This window comes from Pseudomonas sp. TE3895, from assembly GCF_056278855.1.
Window position 1 is genome coordinate 1,862,789 of sequence record NZ_JBWBQE010000001.1, and the last position, 16,886, is coordinate 1,879,674.

The 16,886-nt window shown below is 61.3% G+C and carries 20 protein-coding genes; 19 read left to right on the forward strand and 1 reads right to left on the reverse strand.

Annotated features, from left to right (window positions below; translation table 11 throughout):
* Window positions 1-12 precede the first annotated feature (12 nt).
* The 5 genes from tgt (at window position 13) to ACZ889_RS08385 (ending at window position 5,015) form a co-directional block, all read left to right on the forward strand.
* On the forward strand, window positions 13-1,128 hold the full coding sequence (gene tgt, locus ACZ889_RS08365) for a tRNA guanosine(34) transglycosylase Tgt (RefSeq protein WP_003248558.1): 1,116 nt from the start codon (window positions 13-15) through the stop codon (window positions 1,126-1,128).
* A gap of 42 nt (window positions 1,129-1,170) precedes the next feature.
* A complete protein-coding gene (gene yajC, locus ACZ889_RS08370; RefSeq protein ID WP_003248556.1) occupies window positions 1,171-1,506 on the forward strand; it encodes a preprotein translocase subunit YajC in 336 nt (111 codons plus the stop codon).
* A 63-nt stretch (window positions 1,507-1,569) separates the two neighbouring features.
* A complete protein-coding gene (gene secD / locus ACZ889_RS08375; RefSeq protein ID WP_047603284.1) occupies window positions 1,570-3,432 on the forward strand; it encodes a protein translocase subunit SecD in 1,863 nt (620 codons plus the stop codon).
* Window positions 3,433-3,442: 10 nt separating this feature from the next.
* Window positions 3,443-4,351, forward strand: a complete 909-nt coding sequence (gene secF / locus ACZ889_RS08380) for a protein translocase subunit SecF (RefSeq protein WP_003248552.1) — start codon at window positions 3,443-3,445, stop codon at window positions 4,349-4,351.
* Between the two features lie 121 nt (window positions 4,352-4,472).
* Entirely contained in the window at window positions 4,473-5,015 is a 543-nt protein-coding gene (locus tag ACZ889_RS08385) for a glycine zipper 2TM domain-containing protein (protein ID WP_003248550.1), read from the forward strand.
* A 169-nt stretch (window positions 5,016-5,184) separates the two neighbouring features.
* On the opposite strand, the gene suhB is transcribed toward ACZ889_RS08385, so the two are convergent.
* Window positions 5,185-6,003, reverse strand: coding sequence for a type III secretion system regulator SuhB (gene suhB, locus ACZ889_RS08390; protein ID WP_003248548.1), 819 nt, complete (start codon window positions 6,001-6,003; stop codon window positions 5,185-5,187).
* A 151-nt stretch (window positions 6,004-6,154) separates the two neighbouring features.
* Here suhB and trmJ point away from each other — a divergent pair, with 151 nt between their 5' ends.
* The 14 genes from trmJ to ACZ889_RS08460 all read left to right on the forward strand — a co-directional run bounded on the left by trmJ (window position 6,155) and on the right by ACZ889_RS08460 (window position 16,883).
* Window positions 6,155-6,910, forward strand: coding sequence for a tRNA (cytosine(32)/uridine(32)-2'-O)-methyltransferase TrmJ (gene trmJ, locus ACZ889_RS08395; RefSeq protein ID WP_004576300.1), 756 nt, complete (start codon window positions 6,155-6,157; stop codon window positions 6,908-6,910).
* A gap of 3 nt (window positions 6,911-6,913) precedes the next feature.
* On the forward strand, window positions 6,914-7,699 hold the full coding sequence (gene cysE / locus ACZ889_RS08400) for a serine O-acetyltransferase (RefSeq protein WP_003248544.1): 786 nt from the start codon (window positions 6,914-6,916) through the stop codon (window positions 7,697-7,699).
* 179 nt (window positions 7,700-7,878) lie between these two features.
* Window positions 7,879-8,370, forward strand: a complete 492-nt coding sequence (gene iscR, locus ACZ889_RS08405) for a Fe-S cluster assembly transcriptional regulator IscR (protein WP_003248542.1) — start codon at window positions 7,879-7,881, stop codon at window positions 8,368-8,370.
* Between the two features lie 45 nt (window positions 8,371-8,415).
* Window positions 8,416-9,630, forward strand: a complete 1,215-nt coding sequence (locus ACZ889_RS08410; protein WP_003248541.1) for an IscS subfamily cysteine desulfurase — start codon at window positions 8,416-8,418, stop codon at window positions 9,628-9,630.
* A 46-nt stretch (window positions 9,631-9,676) separates the two neighbouring features.
* Window positions 9,677-10,063: a Fe-S cluster assembly scaffold IscU gene (gene iscU, locus ACZ889_RS08415; RefSeq protein WP_003248539.1), complete on the forward strand. Its 387-nt coding sequence runs from the start codon at window positions 9,677-9,679 to the stop codon at window positions 10,061-10,063.
* 28 nt (window positions 10,064-10,091) lie between these two features.
* A complete protein-coding gene (iscA, locus tag ACZ889_RS08420) occupies window positions 10,092-10,415 on the forward strand; it encodes an iron-sulfur cluster assembly protein IscA (protein WP_003248536.1) in 324 nt (107 codons plus the stop codon).
* A gap of 8 nt (window positions 10,416-10,423) precedes the next feature.
* A complete protein-coding gene (gene hscB / locus ACZ889_RS08425) occupies window positions 10,424-10,945 on the forward strand; it encodes a co-chaperone HscB (protein ID WP_003248535.1) in 522 nt (173 codons plus the stop codon).
* Between the two features lie 42 nt (window positions 10,946-10,987).
* The gene (hscA, locus tag ACZ889_RS08430) at window positions 10,988-12,850 is read left to right on the forward strand and encodes a Fe-S protein assembly chaperone HscA (protein WP_014861259.1); all 1,863 of its coding nucleotides are present in this window, start codon (window positions 10,988-10,990) and stop codon (window positions 12,848-12,850) included.
* Window positions 12,851-12,853: 3 nt separating this feature from the next.
* Window positions 12,854-13,195: an ISC system 2Fe-2S type ferredoxin gene (gene fdx / locus ACZ889_RS08435; protein WP_003248531.1), complete on the forward strand. Its 342-nt coding sequence runs from the start codon at window positions 12,854-12,856 to the stop codon at window positions 13,193-13,195.
* A gap of 10 nt (window positions 13,196-13,205) precedes the next feature.
* Window positions 13,206-13,406 carry a Fe-S cluster assembly protein IscX gene (gene iscX / locus ACZ889_RS08440; protein WP_003248529.1) on the forward strand — a complete coding sequence of 67 codons (201 nt, stop codon included), beginning with the start codon at window positions 13,206-13,208 and terminating at the stop codon, window positions 13,404-13,406.
* Between the two features lie 88 nt (window positions 13,407-13,494).
* Complete coding sequence (gene ndk / locus ACZ889_RS08445; protein WP_003248526.1) at window positions 13,495-13,920, forward strand: nucleoside-diphosphate kinase; 426 nt, start codon at window positions 13,495-13,497, stop codon at window positions 13,918-13,920.
* Between the two features lie 28 nt (window positions 13,921-13,948).
* Window positions 13,949-15,094: a dual-specificity RNA methyltransferase RlmN gene (gene rlmN, locus ACZ889_RS08450; protein ID WP_003248524.1), complete on the forward strand. Its 1,146-nt coding sequence runs from the start codon at window positions 13,949-13,951 to the stop codon at window positions 15,092-15,094.
* 14 nt (window positions 15,095-15,108) lie between these two features.
* Window positions 15,109-15,870 (forward strand): type IV pilus biogenesis/stability protein PilW, encoded by a 762-nt coding sequence (pilW, locus tag ACZ889_RS08455; protein ID WP_014861260.1) that lies wholly within the window; start codon window positions 15,109-15,111, stop codon window positions 15,868-15,870.
* Complete coding sequence (locus tag ACZ889_RS08460; protein WP_003248520.1) at window positions 15,867-16,883, forward strand: RodZ domain-containing protein; 1,017 nt, start codon at window positions 15,867-15,869, stop codon at window positions 16,881-16,883. The genes pilW and ACZ889_RS08460 overlap by 4 nt, the downstream gene beginning before the upstream one ends.
* Window positions 16,884-16,886 lie beyond the last annotated feature (3 nt).

Here is a 16,886-nt window from a genome sequence, read left to right on the forward strand (position 1 = left end):
CGCACCTGTCGAATGTCCTTCGAACTGCTGGCCACCGACGGCAAGGCCCGTCGGGGTCGCATCACCTTCCCACGTGGCACCGTGGAAACCCCGGCATTCATGCCAGTGGGGACCTATGGCACGGTCAAGGGCATGCTGCCACGCGACATCGAGGCCATCGGCGCCGAGATGATCCTCGGCAACACCTTCCACCTGTGGCTGCGTCCGGGCACCGAGGTGATCAAGAAGCACAACGGCCTGCACGATTTCATGCAGTGGAAAGGCCCGATCCTCACCGACTCCGGTGGTTTCCAGGTATTCAGCCTGGGTGCCATGCGCAAGATCAAGGAAGAGGGCGTGACCTTCGCTTCGCCGGTCGATGGTTCCAAGGTGTTCATGGGCCCGGAAGAGTCGATGCAGGTTCAGCGTGACCTGGGCTCGGACGTGGTAATGATCTTCGACGAGTGCACCCCGTACCCGGCCGAGCACGATGTGGCACGCACTTCCATGGAGTTGTCGCTGCGCTGGGCCCAGCGCTCGAAGAATGCCCATGCCGACAACACCGCAGCGCTGTTCGGCATTGTCCAGGGTGGCATGTACCAGGACCTGCGCATGCGCTCGCTGGAAGGCCTGGAAAACATCGGTTTCGACGGCTTGGCCATTGGCGGCCTGTCGGTGGGCGAGCCCAAGCACGAAATGATCAAGGTGCTGGATTATCTGCCGGACCAGATGCCTGCTGACAAACCTCGTTACCTTATGGGGGTAGGCAAACCGGAAGATCTCGTTGAGGGTGTGCGCCGCGGCGTCGACATGTTCGACTGCGTGATGCCGACGCGTAACGCGCGCAACGGTCATCTGTTCGTTGATACAGGGGTGATCAAGATCCGCAATGCGTTCCATCGTCACGATGAATCGCCGCTGGATCCGACCTGTGACTGCTATACCTGCACCAACTTCTCGCGCGCCTATCTCCATCATCTGGACAAATGCGGCGAAATGCTGAGCAGCATGCTGAATACCATCCACAACTTGCGCCATTATCAGCGCTTGATGGCCGGTTTACGCGAGGCTATTCAACAGGGTAAATTGGCCGCCTTTGTCGACGCCTTCTACGCCAAGCGCGGGCTTCCTGTACCGCCCTTGGACTGACTGTCCGCATCCATTATTAGAAAATTACATTAGGAGTGCCCAATGAGCTTCTTCATCCCCGCCGCATACGCGGACGCTGCAGCACCTGCCGCTGGCCCAGCCGGTACCGGCTTCGAGTGGATTTTCCTGGTCGGTTTCCTGGTCATCTTCTACCTGATGATCTGGCGCCCGCAGGCCAAGCGCGCGAAAGAGCAGAAGAACCTGCTGAGCAACTTGCAGAAAGGTGACGAAGTTGTCACCAACGGCGGCATCGCCGGCAAGATCGTCAAGGTTTCCGATGACTTCGTGGTGCTGGAAGTGTCCGACACTGTCGAGCTGAAGTTCCAGAAGGGTGCCATTGCTGCGACCCTGCCAAAAGGTACGCTCAAGGCTATCTGAGTTACCGGTTTTATTTTCCAGTCGGGGCGCGCAACGCGCCCCGCGTCTTGAACGGGCGGCGTGATGCTGAACAAATATCCTCTGTGGAAATATGCACTGATCGTGCTGGTACTGGTGGTCGGTTTCATTTATTCCGCTCCCAACCTCTACCCGGATGACCCGGCGGTACAGATCAGCGGTGCCAGCTCGGCGCTGCAGGTGAATCAGGCCGACCTTGATCGCGTCAGCAAGGCGCTGGTCGATGCCAAGATCGCTGTCAAGGGCGCAAGCCTGGGTGAAAAGGGCAGCGGGCTGATCCGCCTGACCAATCAGGAAGACCAGCTGCCAGCCAAGGATGTAGTGCGCAAGGCACTGGGCGATGATTACGTCGTGGCCCTGAACCTGGCCCAGACTACCCCGCAATGGCTGCGCAACCTGGGCGCAAGCCCGATGAAACTGGGCCTGGACCTGTCTGGTGGTGTGCACTTCCTGCTGGAAGTGGACATGGACAAGGCCATGACTGCCCGCATGAAAGTCTACGAAGGCGAGGTCAAGACCTTGCTGCGCAAAGAGCGCGTCCGCTACCGCAGCCTGCCTCAGCAGGATGGCGGCATCATGCTGGGCTTCGCTGACGATGCCACCCGCGAACAGGCACGTGCCCTGATCCGCAAGAATTTCAATGATTTCGACCTGACCACCACCGATCGCAACGAGCTTGCGGTGCTGCGTCTGGCGCTGACCCAGGCGAAAGTCGCCGAGATCCGCGAATACTCGATCAAGCAGAACCTCACCACCGTGCGCAACCGCGTGAACGAGCTGGGTGTGGCAGAGCCTCTGGTACAGCGCCAGGGCGCCAACCGTATCGTGGTCGAGCTGCCAGGCGTGCAGGACACTGCCGAAGCCAAGCGTATCCTTGGTAAAACGGCCAACCTGGAGTTCCGCTTCGGTGCCGAACCGGGTGCATCCAAGGCCACTACCGAGGTGTTCGAGTTCCGTGAGGGCGGCCGCTCCGCCGCAGTCGAGCGGGGCCTGATCATCACGGGTGACCAGGTTACCGACGCCCAGGCCAGCTTCGACGAGCATGGCCGCCCGCAGGTGAACATTCGCCTGGATGGCCACGGTGGCGAGCTGATGAGCCGTGCTACCCGTAGCAACGTCGGCCGTAGCATGGCGGTGATCTTCATCGAGCAGAAGCCGGTTACCCGCTACGTCAAGCAAACCGTCGGCGGCGTCGAGAAGGACGTTGCCGTGCAAAGCTTCGTCGAAGAGAAAAAAATCATCAGCCTGGCGACCATCCAGTCGCCGCTTGGCAGCCAGTTCCGCATCACCGGCCTGAACGGCCAGGGCGAATCGTCCGAGCTGGCCCTGCTGCTGCGTGCCGGTGGCCTGGCCGCGCCGATGTACTTCGCTGAAGAACGTACCATTGGCCCAAGCCTGGGTGCTGACAACATCACCAAGGGTATCGATGCCTCGCTGTGGGGCATGCTGTTCGTCTCGCTGTTCATCATCGCCATCTACCGCGCCTTCGGTGTGCTGGCCACCATCGCCCTGGCGGGCAACATGGTGCTGCTGCTGGCGTTGATGTCGCTGCTGGGGGCGACCCTGACCCTGCCGGGTATTGCCGGCATCGTGTTGACCATGGGTATGGCGGTGGACGCCAACGTGCTGATCTTCTCGCGTATTCGCGAAGAAATCGCGGCTGGTATGTCGGTGCAGCGCGCTATCCACGAAGGCTTCAATCGCGCCTACTCGGCAATCGTCGACGCCAACCTGACCACCCTGTTGGTCGGCGGCATCCTGTTTGCCATGGGTACCGGCCCGGTCAAAGGCTTTGCGGTCACCATGTCCCTCGGGATTTTCACCTCGATGTTCACCGCCGTCATGGTGACCCGTGCATTGGTCAACCTGACCTGTGGCGGGCGTGACATCAAGAAGCTGTGGGTTTGAGGGAGCTGCGATGAAAACCATCAATTTCATGGGCGTGCGCAATGTCGCGTTCGCCGTCACCGTGCTCCTCACCGTGTTGGCGCTGTTCAGCTGGTGGCAAAAGGGCCTGAACTTCGGGCTGGACTTCACCGGGGGTACGCTGATCGAGCTGACCTACGAGCGTCCTGCCGACCTCAAGGCGGTGCGTGCCGAGCTGGTCAACTCCGGCTTCCACGAGGCGGTGGTGCAGAGCTTCGGCGCCACCACCGACCTGCTGGTGCGCATGCCGGGCGATGACCCGCAGTTGGGCAACAAGGTAGCTGCCGCGCTGCAGAAGGCAGGCGGTGACAACCCGGCCACGGTCAAGCGTGTCGAGTTCGTCGGCCCGCAGGTCGGTGAAGAGCTGCGCGACCAGGGCGGCATGGGCATGCTCCTGGCCCTGGGTGGTATCCTCATCTACCTGGCCTTCCGCTTCCAGTGGAAGTTCGCCGTGGGCGCGATCATCTCGCTGATCCACGACGTGGTGGTAACGCTGGGTATCCTGTCGTTCTTCCAGATCACCTTCGACCTGACGGTGCTGGCGGCGGTCCTGGCGATCATCGGTTACTCGCTGAACGACACCATTGTTGTGTTCGACCGGGTACGCGAGAACTTCCGCGTCATGCGCAAGGCCTCGCTGATCGAGAACATCAACATTTCCACCACCCAGACCCTGCTGCGTACCGTCGCCACTTCGGTTTCGACCTTGCTGGCCATTGCTGCGCTGCTGTTCTTCGGGGGTGACAACCTGTTCGGTTTCTCGCTCGCCCTGTTCATTGGTGTCATGGCCGGTACCTACTCGTCGATCTATATCGCCAACGTGGTGCTGATCTGGCTGAACCTGAACAGCGAAGACCTGATCCCGCCGACCAAGGCCGAGGGTGTGGATGATCGTCCGTAAGGGCTAGTCCATCACCGCCTGGCGGTGTAAAAGGCGCGAGTATTGAACTCGCGCCTTTTTTTTTGCTCCAAGGCTGGGAGAAGCGCGGGTTGATACCCGCTGGTACGATCAGGAGGTCCACGTGAACAAATCAATGCTGGTGGGTGCGGTACTGGGTGCTGTCGGTGTGACTGCCGGAGGTGCTGTCGCGACCTACAGCTTGGTCAACAAGGGGCCTGAGTATGCCCAGGTCACCGACGTGCAGCCGATCAAGCAACAGGTGAAAACCCCGCGCGAAGTGTGCAAGGACGTTACCGTTACGCGCCAGGCGCCGGTCAAGGACCAGCATCAGATCGCCGGCACCGTCGTGGGTGCGCTGGCCGGTGGCTTGCTGGGTAACCAGATCGGTGGTGGCACCGGCAAGAAGATTGCCACGGTGGCCGGTGCGGTCGGTGGTGGTTATGCCGGTAACAAGGTGCAGGAAGGCATGCAGGAGCGTGATACCTACACAACCACGCAAACTCGCTGCAACACGGTCAACGACATCAGCGAGAAGGTGGTGGGCTACAACGTGACCTATTCCATCGGTGATCAGGTAGGCAAGGTGAAGATGGATCGCGAGCCGGGATCGACCATTCCGCTGGACAAGAATGGCAAGTTGATCCTGAGCGAAGCGGGTCAGTAATTTGCGTGGCCTGTGCCGGCCTCTTCGCGGGTAAACCCGCTCCTACATGGAACGCATTGTCCCTGTAGGAGCGGGTTTACCCGCGAAGAGGCCGGCACAGGCCGCGCAAAACCACCAGGCACAAAAAAAGCACCTCGAGAGGTGCTTTTTGTTTGCCAGCAATCTGCGCTTAGCGCTTCATGCTTTCTGGCAGGTGCGGTTGGATGGCAGTCAGTACTGCCTTGAAGCACTTGATGTTGCCTGCAACGATGTGACCTTTGTCGAGGAAGTCGTGGCCACCGTTGAAGTCGCTCACCAAGCCACCGGCTTCCTGGATCAGCAGTACGCCAGCTGCCATGTCCCATTCGGACAGGCCCGACTCCCAGAAGGCGTCGAAGCGGCCAGCAGCCACGTAGGCCAGGTCCAGGCTGGCGGAGCCGGCGCGGCGGATGCCGGCGGTCTGGCCGGTCAAGGCGCGGAACATGCCCAGGTAGTTGTCCATGTCCGCCATCTGGCCGTCACGGAACGGGAAGCCGGTGCCCAGCAGGGCGCCTTCCAGGCTTGTGCGCGAGCTGACGCGCAGGCGGCGGCCATTGAGTTGGGCGCCACGGCCACGGCTGGCGGTGAATTCTTCCTGGCGAACCGGGTCGACGATCACGGCGTGCTCAAGGCGGCCGCGGTATTTGCAGGCGATGCTGACGGCGAAGTGCGGGATGCCGCGCAGGAAGTTGGTGGTGCCGTCCAGCGGGTCGATGATCCACAGGTAATCTTTGCCTTCTTCGCCGCTACCCGCGTGCAGGCCGGTTTCCTCGCCCTGGATGGAGTGGTTCGGGTAGGCCTTGCGCAGGGCGTTGACGATGCTCTGCTCGGCTGCGCGATCGACTTCGGAAACGTAGTCCTTGGCCTCTTTCTCATCGACCTTGATGCTATCCAGGCGTTCGATGGAGCGGAAAATCAGTTCACTGGCGCTGCGAGCGGCGCGCAGGGCGATATTCAGCATAGGCTGCATGGGCGGGTCACCTGGAGATGTTAAAGAAGAAAGCCGATCATTCTAGCAGAAAACTTTGGCGGCAGAAGTGTCACATTTGCTTTCATGGCGTTACGTCTGTCGGTTCTGTAAGATCGAAGGCCCTGATTCCTGCATCTGTGAGCACAACACCTTGCTGCAAAATATTCGTGTTGTTCTGGTCAATACCAGCCACCCCGGCAACATCGGCGGCGCTGCGCGTGCCATGAAAAACATGGGCTTGTCGCGTCTGGTGCTGGTGCAGCCGAAAGAATTCCCCGCCGTGGATGCCAGTGCCCGTGCTTCGGGCGCCGACGATGTGCTGGATAACGCCCAGGTGGTCGACAGCCTCGAACAGGCGCTGGTCGGCTGCAACCTGGTGATGGGCACCAGCGCCCGCGAGCGCAGCATTCCCTGGCCGTTGATCGGCCCGCGTGAATGCGGTGCCAAGGCGGTGGAGCATGCCAATGGCGGCGAGGAAATCGCCCTGGTGTTCGGGCGTGAGCACGCCGGCCTGACCAACGAAGAACTGCAGCGATGTCACTTCCACGTGCACATTCCCTCCAACCCCGACTTCAGCTCGCTGAACCTGGCGGCTGCCGTGCAGGTGCTCTCCTACGAGGTGCGCATGGCCTGGCTGGCTGCCGGTGAAGCGCCGGGCAAAGTCGAGAAGGTTGACGCCGCTGAGCTGGCGACCATGGATGAAATGGAGCTGTTCTACGACCACCTGGAGAAAACCCTGGTGGGCATCGGCTTCCTCGACCCCGAAAAGCCCAAGCACCTGATGCCGCGCTTGCGCCGGCTGTATGGACGGGTGGCGGTCGAGCGTTCGGAAATGAGCATTTTGCGCGGCATCCTCACCGAGACCCAGAAAGTGGTCCGGGGCGAGCCACATAAACGGAAGGACTGACAGATGTTCGAACGTCTGCGTGAAGATATTCAAAGCGTATTCCACCGTGATCCGGCTGCACGCAATGCCTTCGAGGTGCTCACTTGCTACCCCGGCATGCATGCCATCTGGCTGCACCGCCTGGGCAATGCGCTGTGGAGGCGTGATTTCAAATGGTTGGCCCGGCTGGTGTCGAACTTCGGTCGCTGGCTGACCGGTATCGAAATCCACCCTGGCGCCACCATTGGCCGGCGCTTTTTCATCGACCACGGTATGGGCATCGTCATTGGCGAAACCGCCGAGATCGGTGATGACGTCACCCTGTACCAGGGGGTGACGCTCGGTGGCACCAGCTGGAACAAGGGCAAGCGCCACCCCACCTTGGAAAACGGCGTGGTGGTAGGGGCGGGTGCCAAGGTGTTGGGGCCTTTCACGGTCGGCGCCGGGGCCAAGATCGGTTCCAATGCGGTGGTCACCAAGGCGGTGCCGGCCGGGGCTACGGCGGTAGGCATTCCGGGGCGGATCATCGTCAAGAGCGAGGACACCGAAGTCGAAGCCAAGCGTAAGGCAATGGCCGAGAAGATCGGCTTTGACGCCTATGGTGTCAGTGGCGACATGCCCGATCCGGTGGCGCGGGCCATCGGCCAGATGCTCGATCATCTGCAGGCCGTCGACGAACGGTTGGAGGGTATGTGTGGCGCGCTGACCAAGATGGGCAGTGACTATTGCGCCAAGGAACTGCCGGCCTTGCCGGAGGACGACTTCACCGAGGTTACCCAGGTGGCCCAGCGCGACACTCAGCCGCATTGATCGCGCCGCACTGAAGTCATGGTGGCATGTGGGGCGTGTGCTCGCGCCCCTCGTCTGCTACAATCGCGCCCGCCTCCCTGATGCAAACCCGACTAAAGCAGTAGGTCTAATAGTTGACTTAAATGCTCGGGAATCGCATACTCGCACACATCCTGAAACTCCCGTGGTACCCAATAGCCATGCGACTGACTACCAAAGGCCGATACGCCGTGACCGCCATGCTCGACCTGGCGTTGCACGCGAAGCATGGGCCGGTGTCTTTGGCCGATATTTCCGAGCGCCAGGGCATTTCCCTCTCTTATCTGGAGCAGCTGTTCGCCAAGCTGCGTCGCAGCAGCCTGGTTTCCAGTGTGCGCGGTCCAGGCGGCGGCTACCAGCTGTCGCGGGGCATGGAAACCATCCAGGTGGCCCAGGTCATCGACGCGGTCAACGAATCGGTCGATGCCACCCGTTGCCAGGGGCTCGGGGACTGCCATGCCGGTGATACCTGCCTGACCCACCACCTGTGGTGCGACCTCAGCCAGCAGATCCATGAATTCCTCAGCGGCATAAGCCTGGCCGACCTCGTCAAGCGCCGTGATGTGCAGGAAGTCGCCCAGCGCCAGGACCTGCGCCGTGTCGCAGGACGAACCGCCCAGCTGGACAAGATTGAGACGTCTGCCGTCGATTGATCCTTTGGGACGACGAGCGACGCCACCGCCTGATAGGAGAGACAAATGAAGTTGCCGATCTACCTTGATTACTCTGCGACCACTCCGGTCGACCCACGCGTGGCCCAGAAGATGGCCGACTGCCTGCTGGTCGACGGGAACTTCGGTAACCCGGCCTCGCGCTCCCACGTCTTTGGCTGGAAAGCCGAGGAAGCGGTGGAGAACGGTCGCCGCCAGGTTGCCGAGCTGATCAACGCCGATCCGCGCGAAATCGTCTGGACCAGCGGTGCCACCGAGTCCGACAACCTCGCGCTCAAAGGTGTCGCGCACTTCTATCAGACCAAGGGCAAGCACATCATTACCTCCAAGATCGAGCACAAGGCGGTCCTGGATACCGCTCGCCAGCTGGAGCGCGAAGGTTTTGAAGTCACTTACCTGGAGCCAGGCGAAGACGGCATCGTTACCCCGGCCATGGTAGAAGCGGTGCTGCGCGACGACACCATCCTGGTCTCGCTGATGCATGTGAACAACGAAGTCGGCTCGATCAACGACATTGCTGCCATCGGTGAACTGACCCGTTCGCGCGGCGTATTGTTCCATGTCGACGCCGCCCAATCGGCCGGCAAGGTCGAAATCGACCTGCAAAAGCTGAAAGTCGACCTGATGTCGTTCTCGGCGCACAAGGTCTATGGCCCGAAAGGCATCGGCGCGCTGTACGTCAGCCGCAAGCCGCGTGTCCGTCTTGAAGCCATCATTCACGGCGGCGGTCATGAGCGCGGCATGCGTTCGGGCACCCTGCCGACCCACCAGATCGTCGGCATGGGCGAAGCCTTCGCCATTGCCAAGCAGGAAATGGTTGCAGAAAACGCACGCATCAAGGCCCTGAGCGACCGCTTCTTCAAGCAGGTCTCAAACCTTGAAGAGCTGTACGTCAATGGCAGCCAGACAGCACGTGTACCGCACAACCTGAACCTGAGCTTCAACTACGTCGAAGGCGAATCGCTGCTGATGTCGCTGAAAGACATCGCCGTATCGTCCGGTTCGGCCTGTACCTCCGCGTCGCTCGAGCCGTCCTACGTACTGCGTGCTCTGGGCCGCAACGACGAGCTGGCGCACAGCTCGATCCGCTTCTCCTTCGGCCGTTTCACCACCGAAGAAGAAGTCGACTACGCCGCGCAGAAAGTCTGCGAGGCCGTCAACAAACTGCGTGAGCTGTCGCCGCTGTGGGATATGTACAAAGACGGCGTTGACATCTCCAAGATCGAGTGGGCCGCCCACTAAGCAGTCGCCGGCAAGAGCGGCTCCCTGATGAGGAAGGAATTGCACCATGGCATACAGTGAAAAGGTCATCGACCACTACGAAAACCCGCGCAACGTCGGCAAGATGAATGCCGAAGACCCGGATGTCGGCACCGGCATGGTCGGCGCCCCGGCCTGCGGTGACGTGATGCGCCTGCAGATCAAGGTCAACGAGCAGGGCGTTATCGAAGACGCCAAGTTCAAGACCTACGGCTGCGGTTCGGCCATCGCGTCCAGTTCCCTCGCCACCGAGTGGATGAAGGGCAAGACCCTGGACGAGGCCGAAACCATCAAGAATACCCAACTGGCCGAAGAGCTGGCGTTGCCGCCGGTCAAGATTCACTGCTCGGTACTCGCCGAAGATGCCATCAAGGCAGCCGTACGCGACTACAAGCAGAAGAAAGGCTTGATCTAAGTCGCCTGTTGCAAGGTAAGGAGTTCTGATGGCTATCAGCATGACAGAAGCCGCCGCCAACCACATTCGCCGCTCCCTCGACGGGCGCGGCAAAGGTGAGGGCATTCGCCTGGGCGTGCGCACCACCGGTTGCTCGGGTCTGGCCTACGTGCTGGAATTCGTCGACGAACTGGCGGACGAAGACCAGGTGTTCGAAAACCATGGCGTCAAGGTGATCATCGATCCCAAGAGCCTGGTCTACCTCGATGGCACCGAACTGGATTTCGTCAAGGAAGGGTTGAACGAAGGCTTCAAGTTCAACAACCCCAACGTGCGCGGTGAGTGTGGCTGCGGCGAAAGCTTCAACGTTTGAGGCTGGCTGTGGGTACTCCTTGTCATTACGCATTGTTTGACCTCCAGCCAAGCTTCCGTCTGGATCTCGACAAGCTGGCCACTCGCTATCGCGAGCTGGCCCGCGAAGTCCATCCCGACCGCTTTGCCGACGCCTCCGAGCGTGAGCAGCGGGTAGCGCTGGAAAAGTCCGCAGCACTCAACGACGCCTACCAGACCCTGCGCAGTGCGCCGCGGCGCGCCCGCTATCTGCTGGCCATCAGCGGCCATGAAGTGCCTCAGGAAGTCACGGTCCACGACCCTGACTTCCTGTTGCAGCAGATGCAGTGGCGTGAAGAGCTCGAGGAGTTGCAGGACGAAGCCGACCTTGATGGTGTCGGCGTGTTCAAGAAGCGCCTCAAGGCTGCCCAGGACACGCTGAACGAGGACTTTGCCGCCTGCTGGGATGCCCCAGGCGAGCGCGACAAGGCCGAGCGCCTGATGCGCCGCATGCAGTTCCTCGACAAGCTCGCCCAAGAAGTGCGCCAACTGGAAGAGCGCCTCGACGATTAACCCGGTGTTGCCCGTGATGACACCTAAGGTATTCAGATAAGCATGGCCCTACTGCAGATTGCCGAACCCGGTCAAAGCCCTCAGCCTCACCAGCGCCGCCTGGCGGTGGGGATCGACCTGGGTACCACCAACTCTCTGGTCGCTGCACTGCGTAGCGGCCGCAGCGAGCCCCTGCCCGACGCGCAGGGCAACGTCATTCTGCCGTCCGCGGTGCGCTACCTCGACGGGCGTATCGAAGTGGGGCAGGCTGCGCGTGACGCCGCCTCAAGCGACCCGCTGAACACTGTGCTGTCGGTCAAGCGCCTGATGGGGCGCGGCCTGGCCGACGTCAAGCAACTGGGCGAGCAATTGCCGTACCGCTTCGTTGGCGGTGAGTCGCACATGCCGTTCATCGACACCGTGCAGGGTCCGAAAAGCCCGGTGGAAGTGTCTGCCGACATCCTGAAGGTGTTGCGCGAACGTGCCGAAGCTACCTTGGGTGGCGAGCTGGTAGGCGCGGTGATCACCGTGCCGGCCTATTTCGATGACGCCCAGCGTCAGGCTACCAAAGATGCTGCGCGTCTGGCCGGCCTGAACGTGCTGCGCCTGCTCAACGAACCGACTGCGGCCGCCGTAGCCTACGGCCTGGACCAGAACGCCGAAGGCGTGGTGGCCATCTATGATCTGGGCGGCGGTACTTTCGATATTTCCATCCTGCGCCTGACCGCTGGCGTATTCGAAGTGCTGGCCACCGGGGGTGATACCGCCCTTGGGGGGGATGACTTCGATCACACTATTGCCGGCTGGATCATCGAACAGGCGGGTTTGTCGTCTGACCTCGACCCGGCTACCCAGCGCGCGCTGCTGCAAACCGCTTGCGCCGCCAAGGAGGCCCTGACCGACGCTGACGTGGTCAACGTCAGCCACGGTGCCTGGCACGGTGAGCTGACCCGCAGCGCCTTCGAAGCCATGATCGAACCATTGGTTGCCCGCAGCCTGAAGGCTTGCCGCCGTGCGGTGCGCGACAGTGGTGTTGAGCTGGAAGAGGTCAGCGCCGTAGTCATGGTCGGTGGTTCTACCCGCGTGCCGCGTGTGCGTGAGGCCGTCGGTGCACTGTTCGGGCGCACCCCGCTGACCTCGATCGACCCAGACCAGGTGGTGGCCATCGGTGCCGCCATCCAGGCTGACACCTTGGCCGGCAACCGCCGCGAAGGTGGCGAGCTGCTGCTGCTCGATGTCATCCCGCTGTCGCTTGGTCTTGAGACCATGGGCGGGCTGATGGAGAAGGTGATCCCGCGTAACACCACCATTCCGGTGGCGCGCGCTCAGGAATTCACCACGTACAAAGACGGCCAGTCGGCCATGATGATCCACGTCCTGCAGGGCGAGCGCGAGCTGATCAGTGACTGCCGTTCGCTGGCCCGTTTCGAGCTGCGCGGTATTCCGGCCATGGTTGCCGGTGCTGCGAAAATCCGCGTTACCTTCCAGGTGGATGCCGATGGCCTGCTCAGCGTCGCTGCCCGCGAGCTGGGTTCGGGCGTGGAAGCCAGCATTCAGGTCAAGCCGTCCTACGGCCTGACCGACGGCGAAATCGCCCGCATGCTCAAGGACTCCTTCGAAAACGCCGGTTCCGACAAGCACGCCCGCCAGTTGCGTGAGCATCAGGTAGATGGCGAGCGGCTGCTCGAGGCGGTACAGGGCGCCCTGGACGCCGACGGCGAGCGCCTGCTCAGCAGTGACGAGCGCGACGCCATCGAATTCCAGATGCAAGAACTACGTGATTTGCTGACCGGCACCGATGGCGCAGCCATCGAGCAACAGACCAAGCGTCTGTCGCAGGTGACCGATGCATTTGCCGCCCGTCGCCTTGATTCGACGGTTAAAGCCGCACTGGCCGGGCGCAACCTGAATGAGATCGAGGAGTAATCGATGCCGCTGGTGACATTCCTGCCGCATGAGAAGTTCTGCCCCGAGGGGCTGACCGTGGAGGTCAAGCCCGGGACCAACATCCTGGAGCTGGCCCACGACCATCACATCGAGATGGAAAGTGCCTGCGGCGGCGTCAAGGCCTGTACCACTTGCCACTGCATCGTGCGCAAGGGCTTCGATTCGCTCGAAGAGGCTGACGAGCTGGAAGAGGACATGCTGGACAAAGCCTGGGGCCTGGAAGCGCAATCGCGCCTTGGTTGCCAGGTTTTCGTCGCTGACGAAGACCTGACCATCGAGATCCCCAAGTATTCGCTCAACCATGCCGCCGAAGCACCGCACTGAGGGCCTGTACATGAGTCTGAAATGGGTTGATGTACTTGAGATCGCAATCCAGCTTGCAGAAAGCAAGCCTGAGGTCGATCCTCGTTATGTGAATTTCGTGGACCTGCACCGCTGGGTGCTGGCGTTGCCTGAGTTCAGCGACGATCCGTCACGCGGCGGTGAGAAAGTGCTCGAGGCAATCCAGGCCGCCTGGATCGACGAAGCCGACTAAGCGTCACTTGCAGGTTAGGCAATCCCCCGGAACCCGCGTATAATTCGCGGGTTTAATTTTTCGTAACACTCATATTCTGGAGTTTTCCATGGCTGTTCAACGTACTTTCTCCATCATCAAGCCTGACGCTGTTGCCAAAAACGTCATCGGCAAGATCACCACTCGCTTCGAAGAAGCCGGCCTGAAAATCGTTGCCTCGAAAATGAAGCAACTGTCCAAAGCCGAAGCCGAAGGCTTCTACGCTGAGCACAGCGAGCGCGGCTTCTTCGGTGACCTGGTTGCCTTCATGACTTCCGGTCCGGTCGTTGTCCAGGTTTTGGAAGGCGAGAACGCCATTGCCAAGAACCGTGAGCTGATGGGTGCTACCAACCCTAAAGAAGCTGCTGCCGGCACCATCCGCGCTGACTTCGCCGAATCGATCGACGCCAACGCCGTTCACGGTTCGGACTCCGAAGCTGCTGCTGCTCGCGAAATCGCTTACTTCTTCGCTGCTACCGAGGTAACCACTCGCTAAGCGAAAGCTTACGGGTGAGGGTGAATCCATGACGACATCTACTGGCAAAATCAACCTGTTGGGTCTGACCCAGCCGGAAATGGAACAATTCTTCGACTCTATCGGGGAGAAGCGCTTCCGTGCCGGCCAGGTGATGAAATGGATTCACCATTTTGGCGTGTCCGACTTTGCGGCCATGACCAACGTAGGCAAGGTCTTGCGCGAAAAGCTCGAGGCCGTTGCCGAAATTCGCCCACCGGAAGTGGTCAGTGAAGACATTTCCGCCGACGGCACCCGTAAATGGGTGATCCGCGTTGCCTCCGGCAGCTGCGTCGAGACCGTCTATATTCCAACCGACGACCGTGGCACCCTGTGCGTATCGTCGCAAGCCGGCTGTGCCCTGGACTGCAGCTTCTGCTCCACCGGCAAGCAAGGCTTCAACAGCAACCTCACTGCCGCCGAAGTGATCGGCCAGGTGTGGCTTGCCAACAAATCCTTCGGGACCGTTCCTGCCAAAGTCGACCGCGCGATTACCAACGTGGTCATGATGGGCATGGGCGAGCCCTTGCTGAACTTCGACAACGTCATTGCCGCCATGAAAATCATGATGGATGACCTTGGCTATGGCATTTCCAAGCGCCGTGTCACCTTGTCCACCTCGGGCGTGGTGCCGATGATCGACGAACTCGCCAAGCACATCGACGTGTCGCTGGCCCTGTCGCTGCATGCGCCGAACGACGAACTGCGCAACAAGCTGGTACCGATCAACAAGAAGTACCCGCTGAAGATGCTGCTGGAATCGTGCATGGGCTACATGTCCACCTTGGGCGGCAAGCGCGTGCTCACCGTCGAGTACACCCTGCTCAAGGACGTCAACGACCAGCCCGAGCATGCCGCGCAGATGATCGAACTGTTGCGCGATGTACCCTGCAAGATCAACCTGATCCCGTTCAACCCGTTCCCGCATTCGGGCTACGAGCGACCGAGCAACAACGCCATTCGTCGCTTCCAGGACCTGCTGCACCACGGTGGCTTCAACGTCACCACCCGTACCACGCGCGGCGACGACATCGACGCTGCCTGTGGCCAGCTGGTCGGCCAGGTCAATGACCGTACTCGCCGCAGTGAGCGCTACATCGCTGTTCGCCAGCTTTCTGCGGACGTCGAACTGCCAGACAGCGCCGCCAGCCACTGACAGGTACCTTGCCCATGAGCCTGCGCGCCGCGCTGTCGATCCTTGCGCTTTCGCTGCTGGCCGGCTGCGTGTCGGGCGGCGCGAGCGACCCCTTGGCCAGCCGCCAGGGCAGGGTGGAGGCGGGGCGGGCTTATGTGCAGCTTGGCTTGGGTTATTTGCAACAAGGTTTGACCGAACAGGCCAAGGCGCCGCTGGGAAAGGCCCTGGCGCTGAATGACCAGGATGTCGATGCGCACGCCGCCCTGGCGGTAGTGTTTCAAGCCGAAGGCGAGCCGGCGCTGGCCGAAGCACACTTTCGCAAGGCCTTGCTGATAAGCCGCGGTGACACGCGAATTCGCAACAATTACGGCAGTTTCCTTTATGCTCAGGGGCGATTTGCCGAGGCCAAGCAGATGTTTCGCCTGGCCAGTGCCGATACCCTGTATCCTGAGCGCTCACGCGTTTACGAGAATCTGGGCCTGACCGCCCTGAAGCTCGAACGCCGCGATCAGGCGCACGCGTATCTGTTGAAAGCGTTACAACTCAACCAGCGGCAACCAAAAGCGTTGCTGGAAATGGCTGAGTTGTCCTACGAAAACAGGCATTATGTGCCGGCCCGGGACTACTACGATCGTTTCAGCCAGTTGAGCGACCACGACGCCCGTAGCCTGCTGCTGGGCAGCCGCCTTGCCAGGGTGTTCGACGAGCAGGGCGCACTGGCCGAATTGGGCCAGCAATTACAACGACTTTATCCCGGTACGCCGGAATACCAGCAATACCTGTCGGAGCAACGATGAACGCCGCGCACCCCGAAGTAGCAGTAGCGCCTGGCCAGAACCCCGGTGAGCTTTTGCGCCTGGCCCGTGAGAAACGGGACTGGTCTCAAGCCGAGGTGGCCCGCAAGCTCAACCTCACTGTCAGTTCGTTGAACCACGTGGAAACCGGCGCCTTCGACAAGCTGCCCGGGCATACTTTCGCTCGTGGCTACATTCGTGCCTACGCCAAGCTGATGGACCTCGACCAGGCTGCCCTGGTAGATGCCTTCGACCGTTACACCGGTACCCACGCCAAAGGCAGCGACGTGCATTCGCTGGGCCGTATCGAAGAGCCTGTGCGTCTGTCGCACAACATCCTGCGCGGCGTCAGCCTGCTGTTGCTGGTGGCTGTGGTCGGTGGTGGCTTTTTCTGGTGGCAGGACCAGGGCAGCCTGCGGGGCAAGGACCTGGCCAAGATTGCCCTGGAGCATGTCGAGGTCGAAAGCGCCGACGGCACCACACAGATTCACCCGCTCGATGAGCCTGAAGACCAGGCCGTTTCCGCTGGCCAGCAAGCTGAAAGTGCGCCGCTGGCGCTGGAGCAGGGCGCTGCCGAGCAGCCTGCTGCCGCTGAACAAGCACCGGTAAGCTCTGAGGCCGCCATTGCCGCAGCGCCTGCTCCAGCACAGCAAGCGCCGGTGCAACCCGCCCCTGCTGCTTCGCCTGCACCGGTTACGCCTCCGGTACAGGCCACTGCTGCACCTGCACCTGCACCGGCCGTGGCGGCCACCGAGCCTGCCGCAGTGCCAGCTGGCAGCGCCAAGGTCGCCATCCAGTTCACCGCCGATTGCTGGACCCAGGTCAGCGACGGCAACGGCAAGGTGCTGTTCAGCGCCATCAAGCGCAAGGGGGACAACCTCGAGCTGACCGGCAAGCCGCCATTCGCGGTACGCCTGGGCTTTGCCCGGGGCGCCCAGGTCAGCTACAACGGCCAGGCCGTCGATGTTGCCCCATTCACCAGTGGCGAGACTGCTCGCCTGAAGTTGGGACAGTAAGTC

Coding starts and splice junctions, on each gene's coding strand:
- cysE (WP_003248544.1), top strand. CDS start 6,914: ATGTTCGAACGTCTGCGTGAAGATATTCAAAGCGTATTCCACCGTGAT.
- secD (WP_047603284.1), top strand. CDS start 1,570: ATGCTGAACAAATATCCTCTGTGGAAATATGCACTGATCGTGCTGGTA.
- iscX (WP_003248529.1), top strand. CDS start 13,206: ATGAGTCTGAAATGGGTTGATGTACTTGAGATCGCAATCCAGCTTGCA.
- yajC (WP_003248556.1), top strand. CDS start 1,171: ATGAGCTTCTTCATCCCCGCCGCATACGCGGACGCTGCAGCACCTGCC.
- ACZ889_RS08410 (WP_003248541.1), top strand. CDS start 8,416: ATGAAGTTGCCGATCTACCTTGATTACTCTGCGACCACTCCGGTCGAC.
- ndk (WP_003248526.1), top strand. CDS start 13,495: ATGGCTGTTCAACGTACTTTCTCCATCATCAAGCCTGACGCTGTTGCC.
- hscA (WP_014861259.1), top strand. CDS start 10,988: ATGGCCCTACTGCAGATTGCCGAACCCGGTCAAAGCCCTCAGCCTCAC.
- iscU (WP_003248539.1), top strand. CDS start 9,677: ATGGCATACAGTGAAAAGGTCATCGACCACTACGAAAACCCGCGCAAC.
- iscR (WP_003248542.1), top strand. CDS start 7,879: ATGCGACTGACTACCAAAGGCCGATACGCCGTGACCGCCATGCTCGAC.
- rlmN (WP_003248524.1), top strand. CDS start 13,949: ATGACGACATCTACTGGCAAAATCAACCTGTTGGGTCTGACCCAGCCG.
- iscA (WP_003248536.1), top strand. CDS start 10,092: ATGGCTATCAGCATGACAGAAGCCGCCGCCAACCACATTCGCCGCTCC.
- tgt (WP_003248558.1), top strand. CDS start 13: ATGTCCTTCGAACTGCTGGCCACCGACGGCAAGGCCCGTCGGGGTCGC.
- fdx (WP_003248531.1), top strand. CDS start 12,854: ATGCCGCTGGTGACATTCCTGCCGCATGAGAAGTTCTGCCCCGAGGGG.
- pilW (WP_014861260.1), top strand. CDS start 15,109: ATGAGCCTGCGCGCCGCGCTGTCGATCCTTGCGCTTTCGCTGCTGGCC.
- secF (WP_003248552.1), top strand. CDS start 3,443: ATGAAAACCATCAATTTCATGGGCGTGCGCAATGTCGCGTTCGCCGTC.
- ACZ889_RS08460 (WP_003248520.1), top strand. CDS start 15,867: ATGAACGCCGCGCACCCCGAAGTAGCAGTAGCGCCTGGCCAGAACCCC.
- suhB (WP_003248548.1), bottom strand. CDS start 6,003: ATGCAGCCTATGCTGAATATCGCCCTGCGCGCCGCTCGCAGCGCCAGT.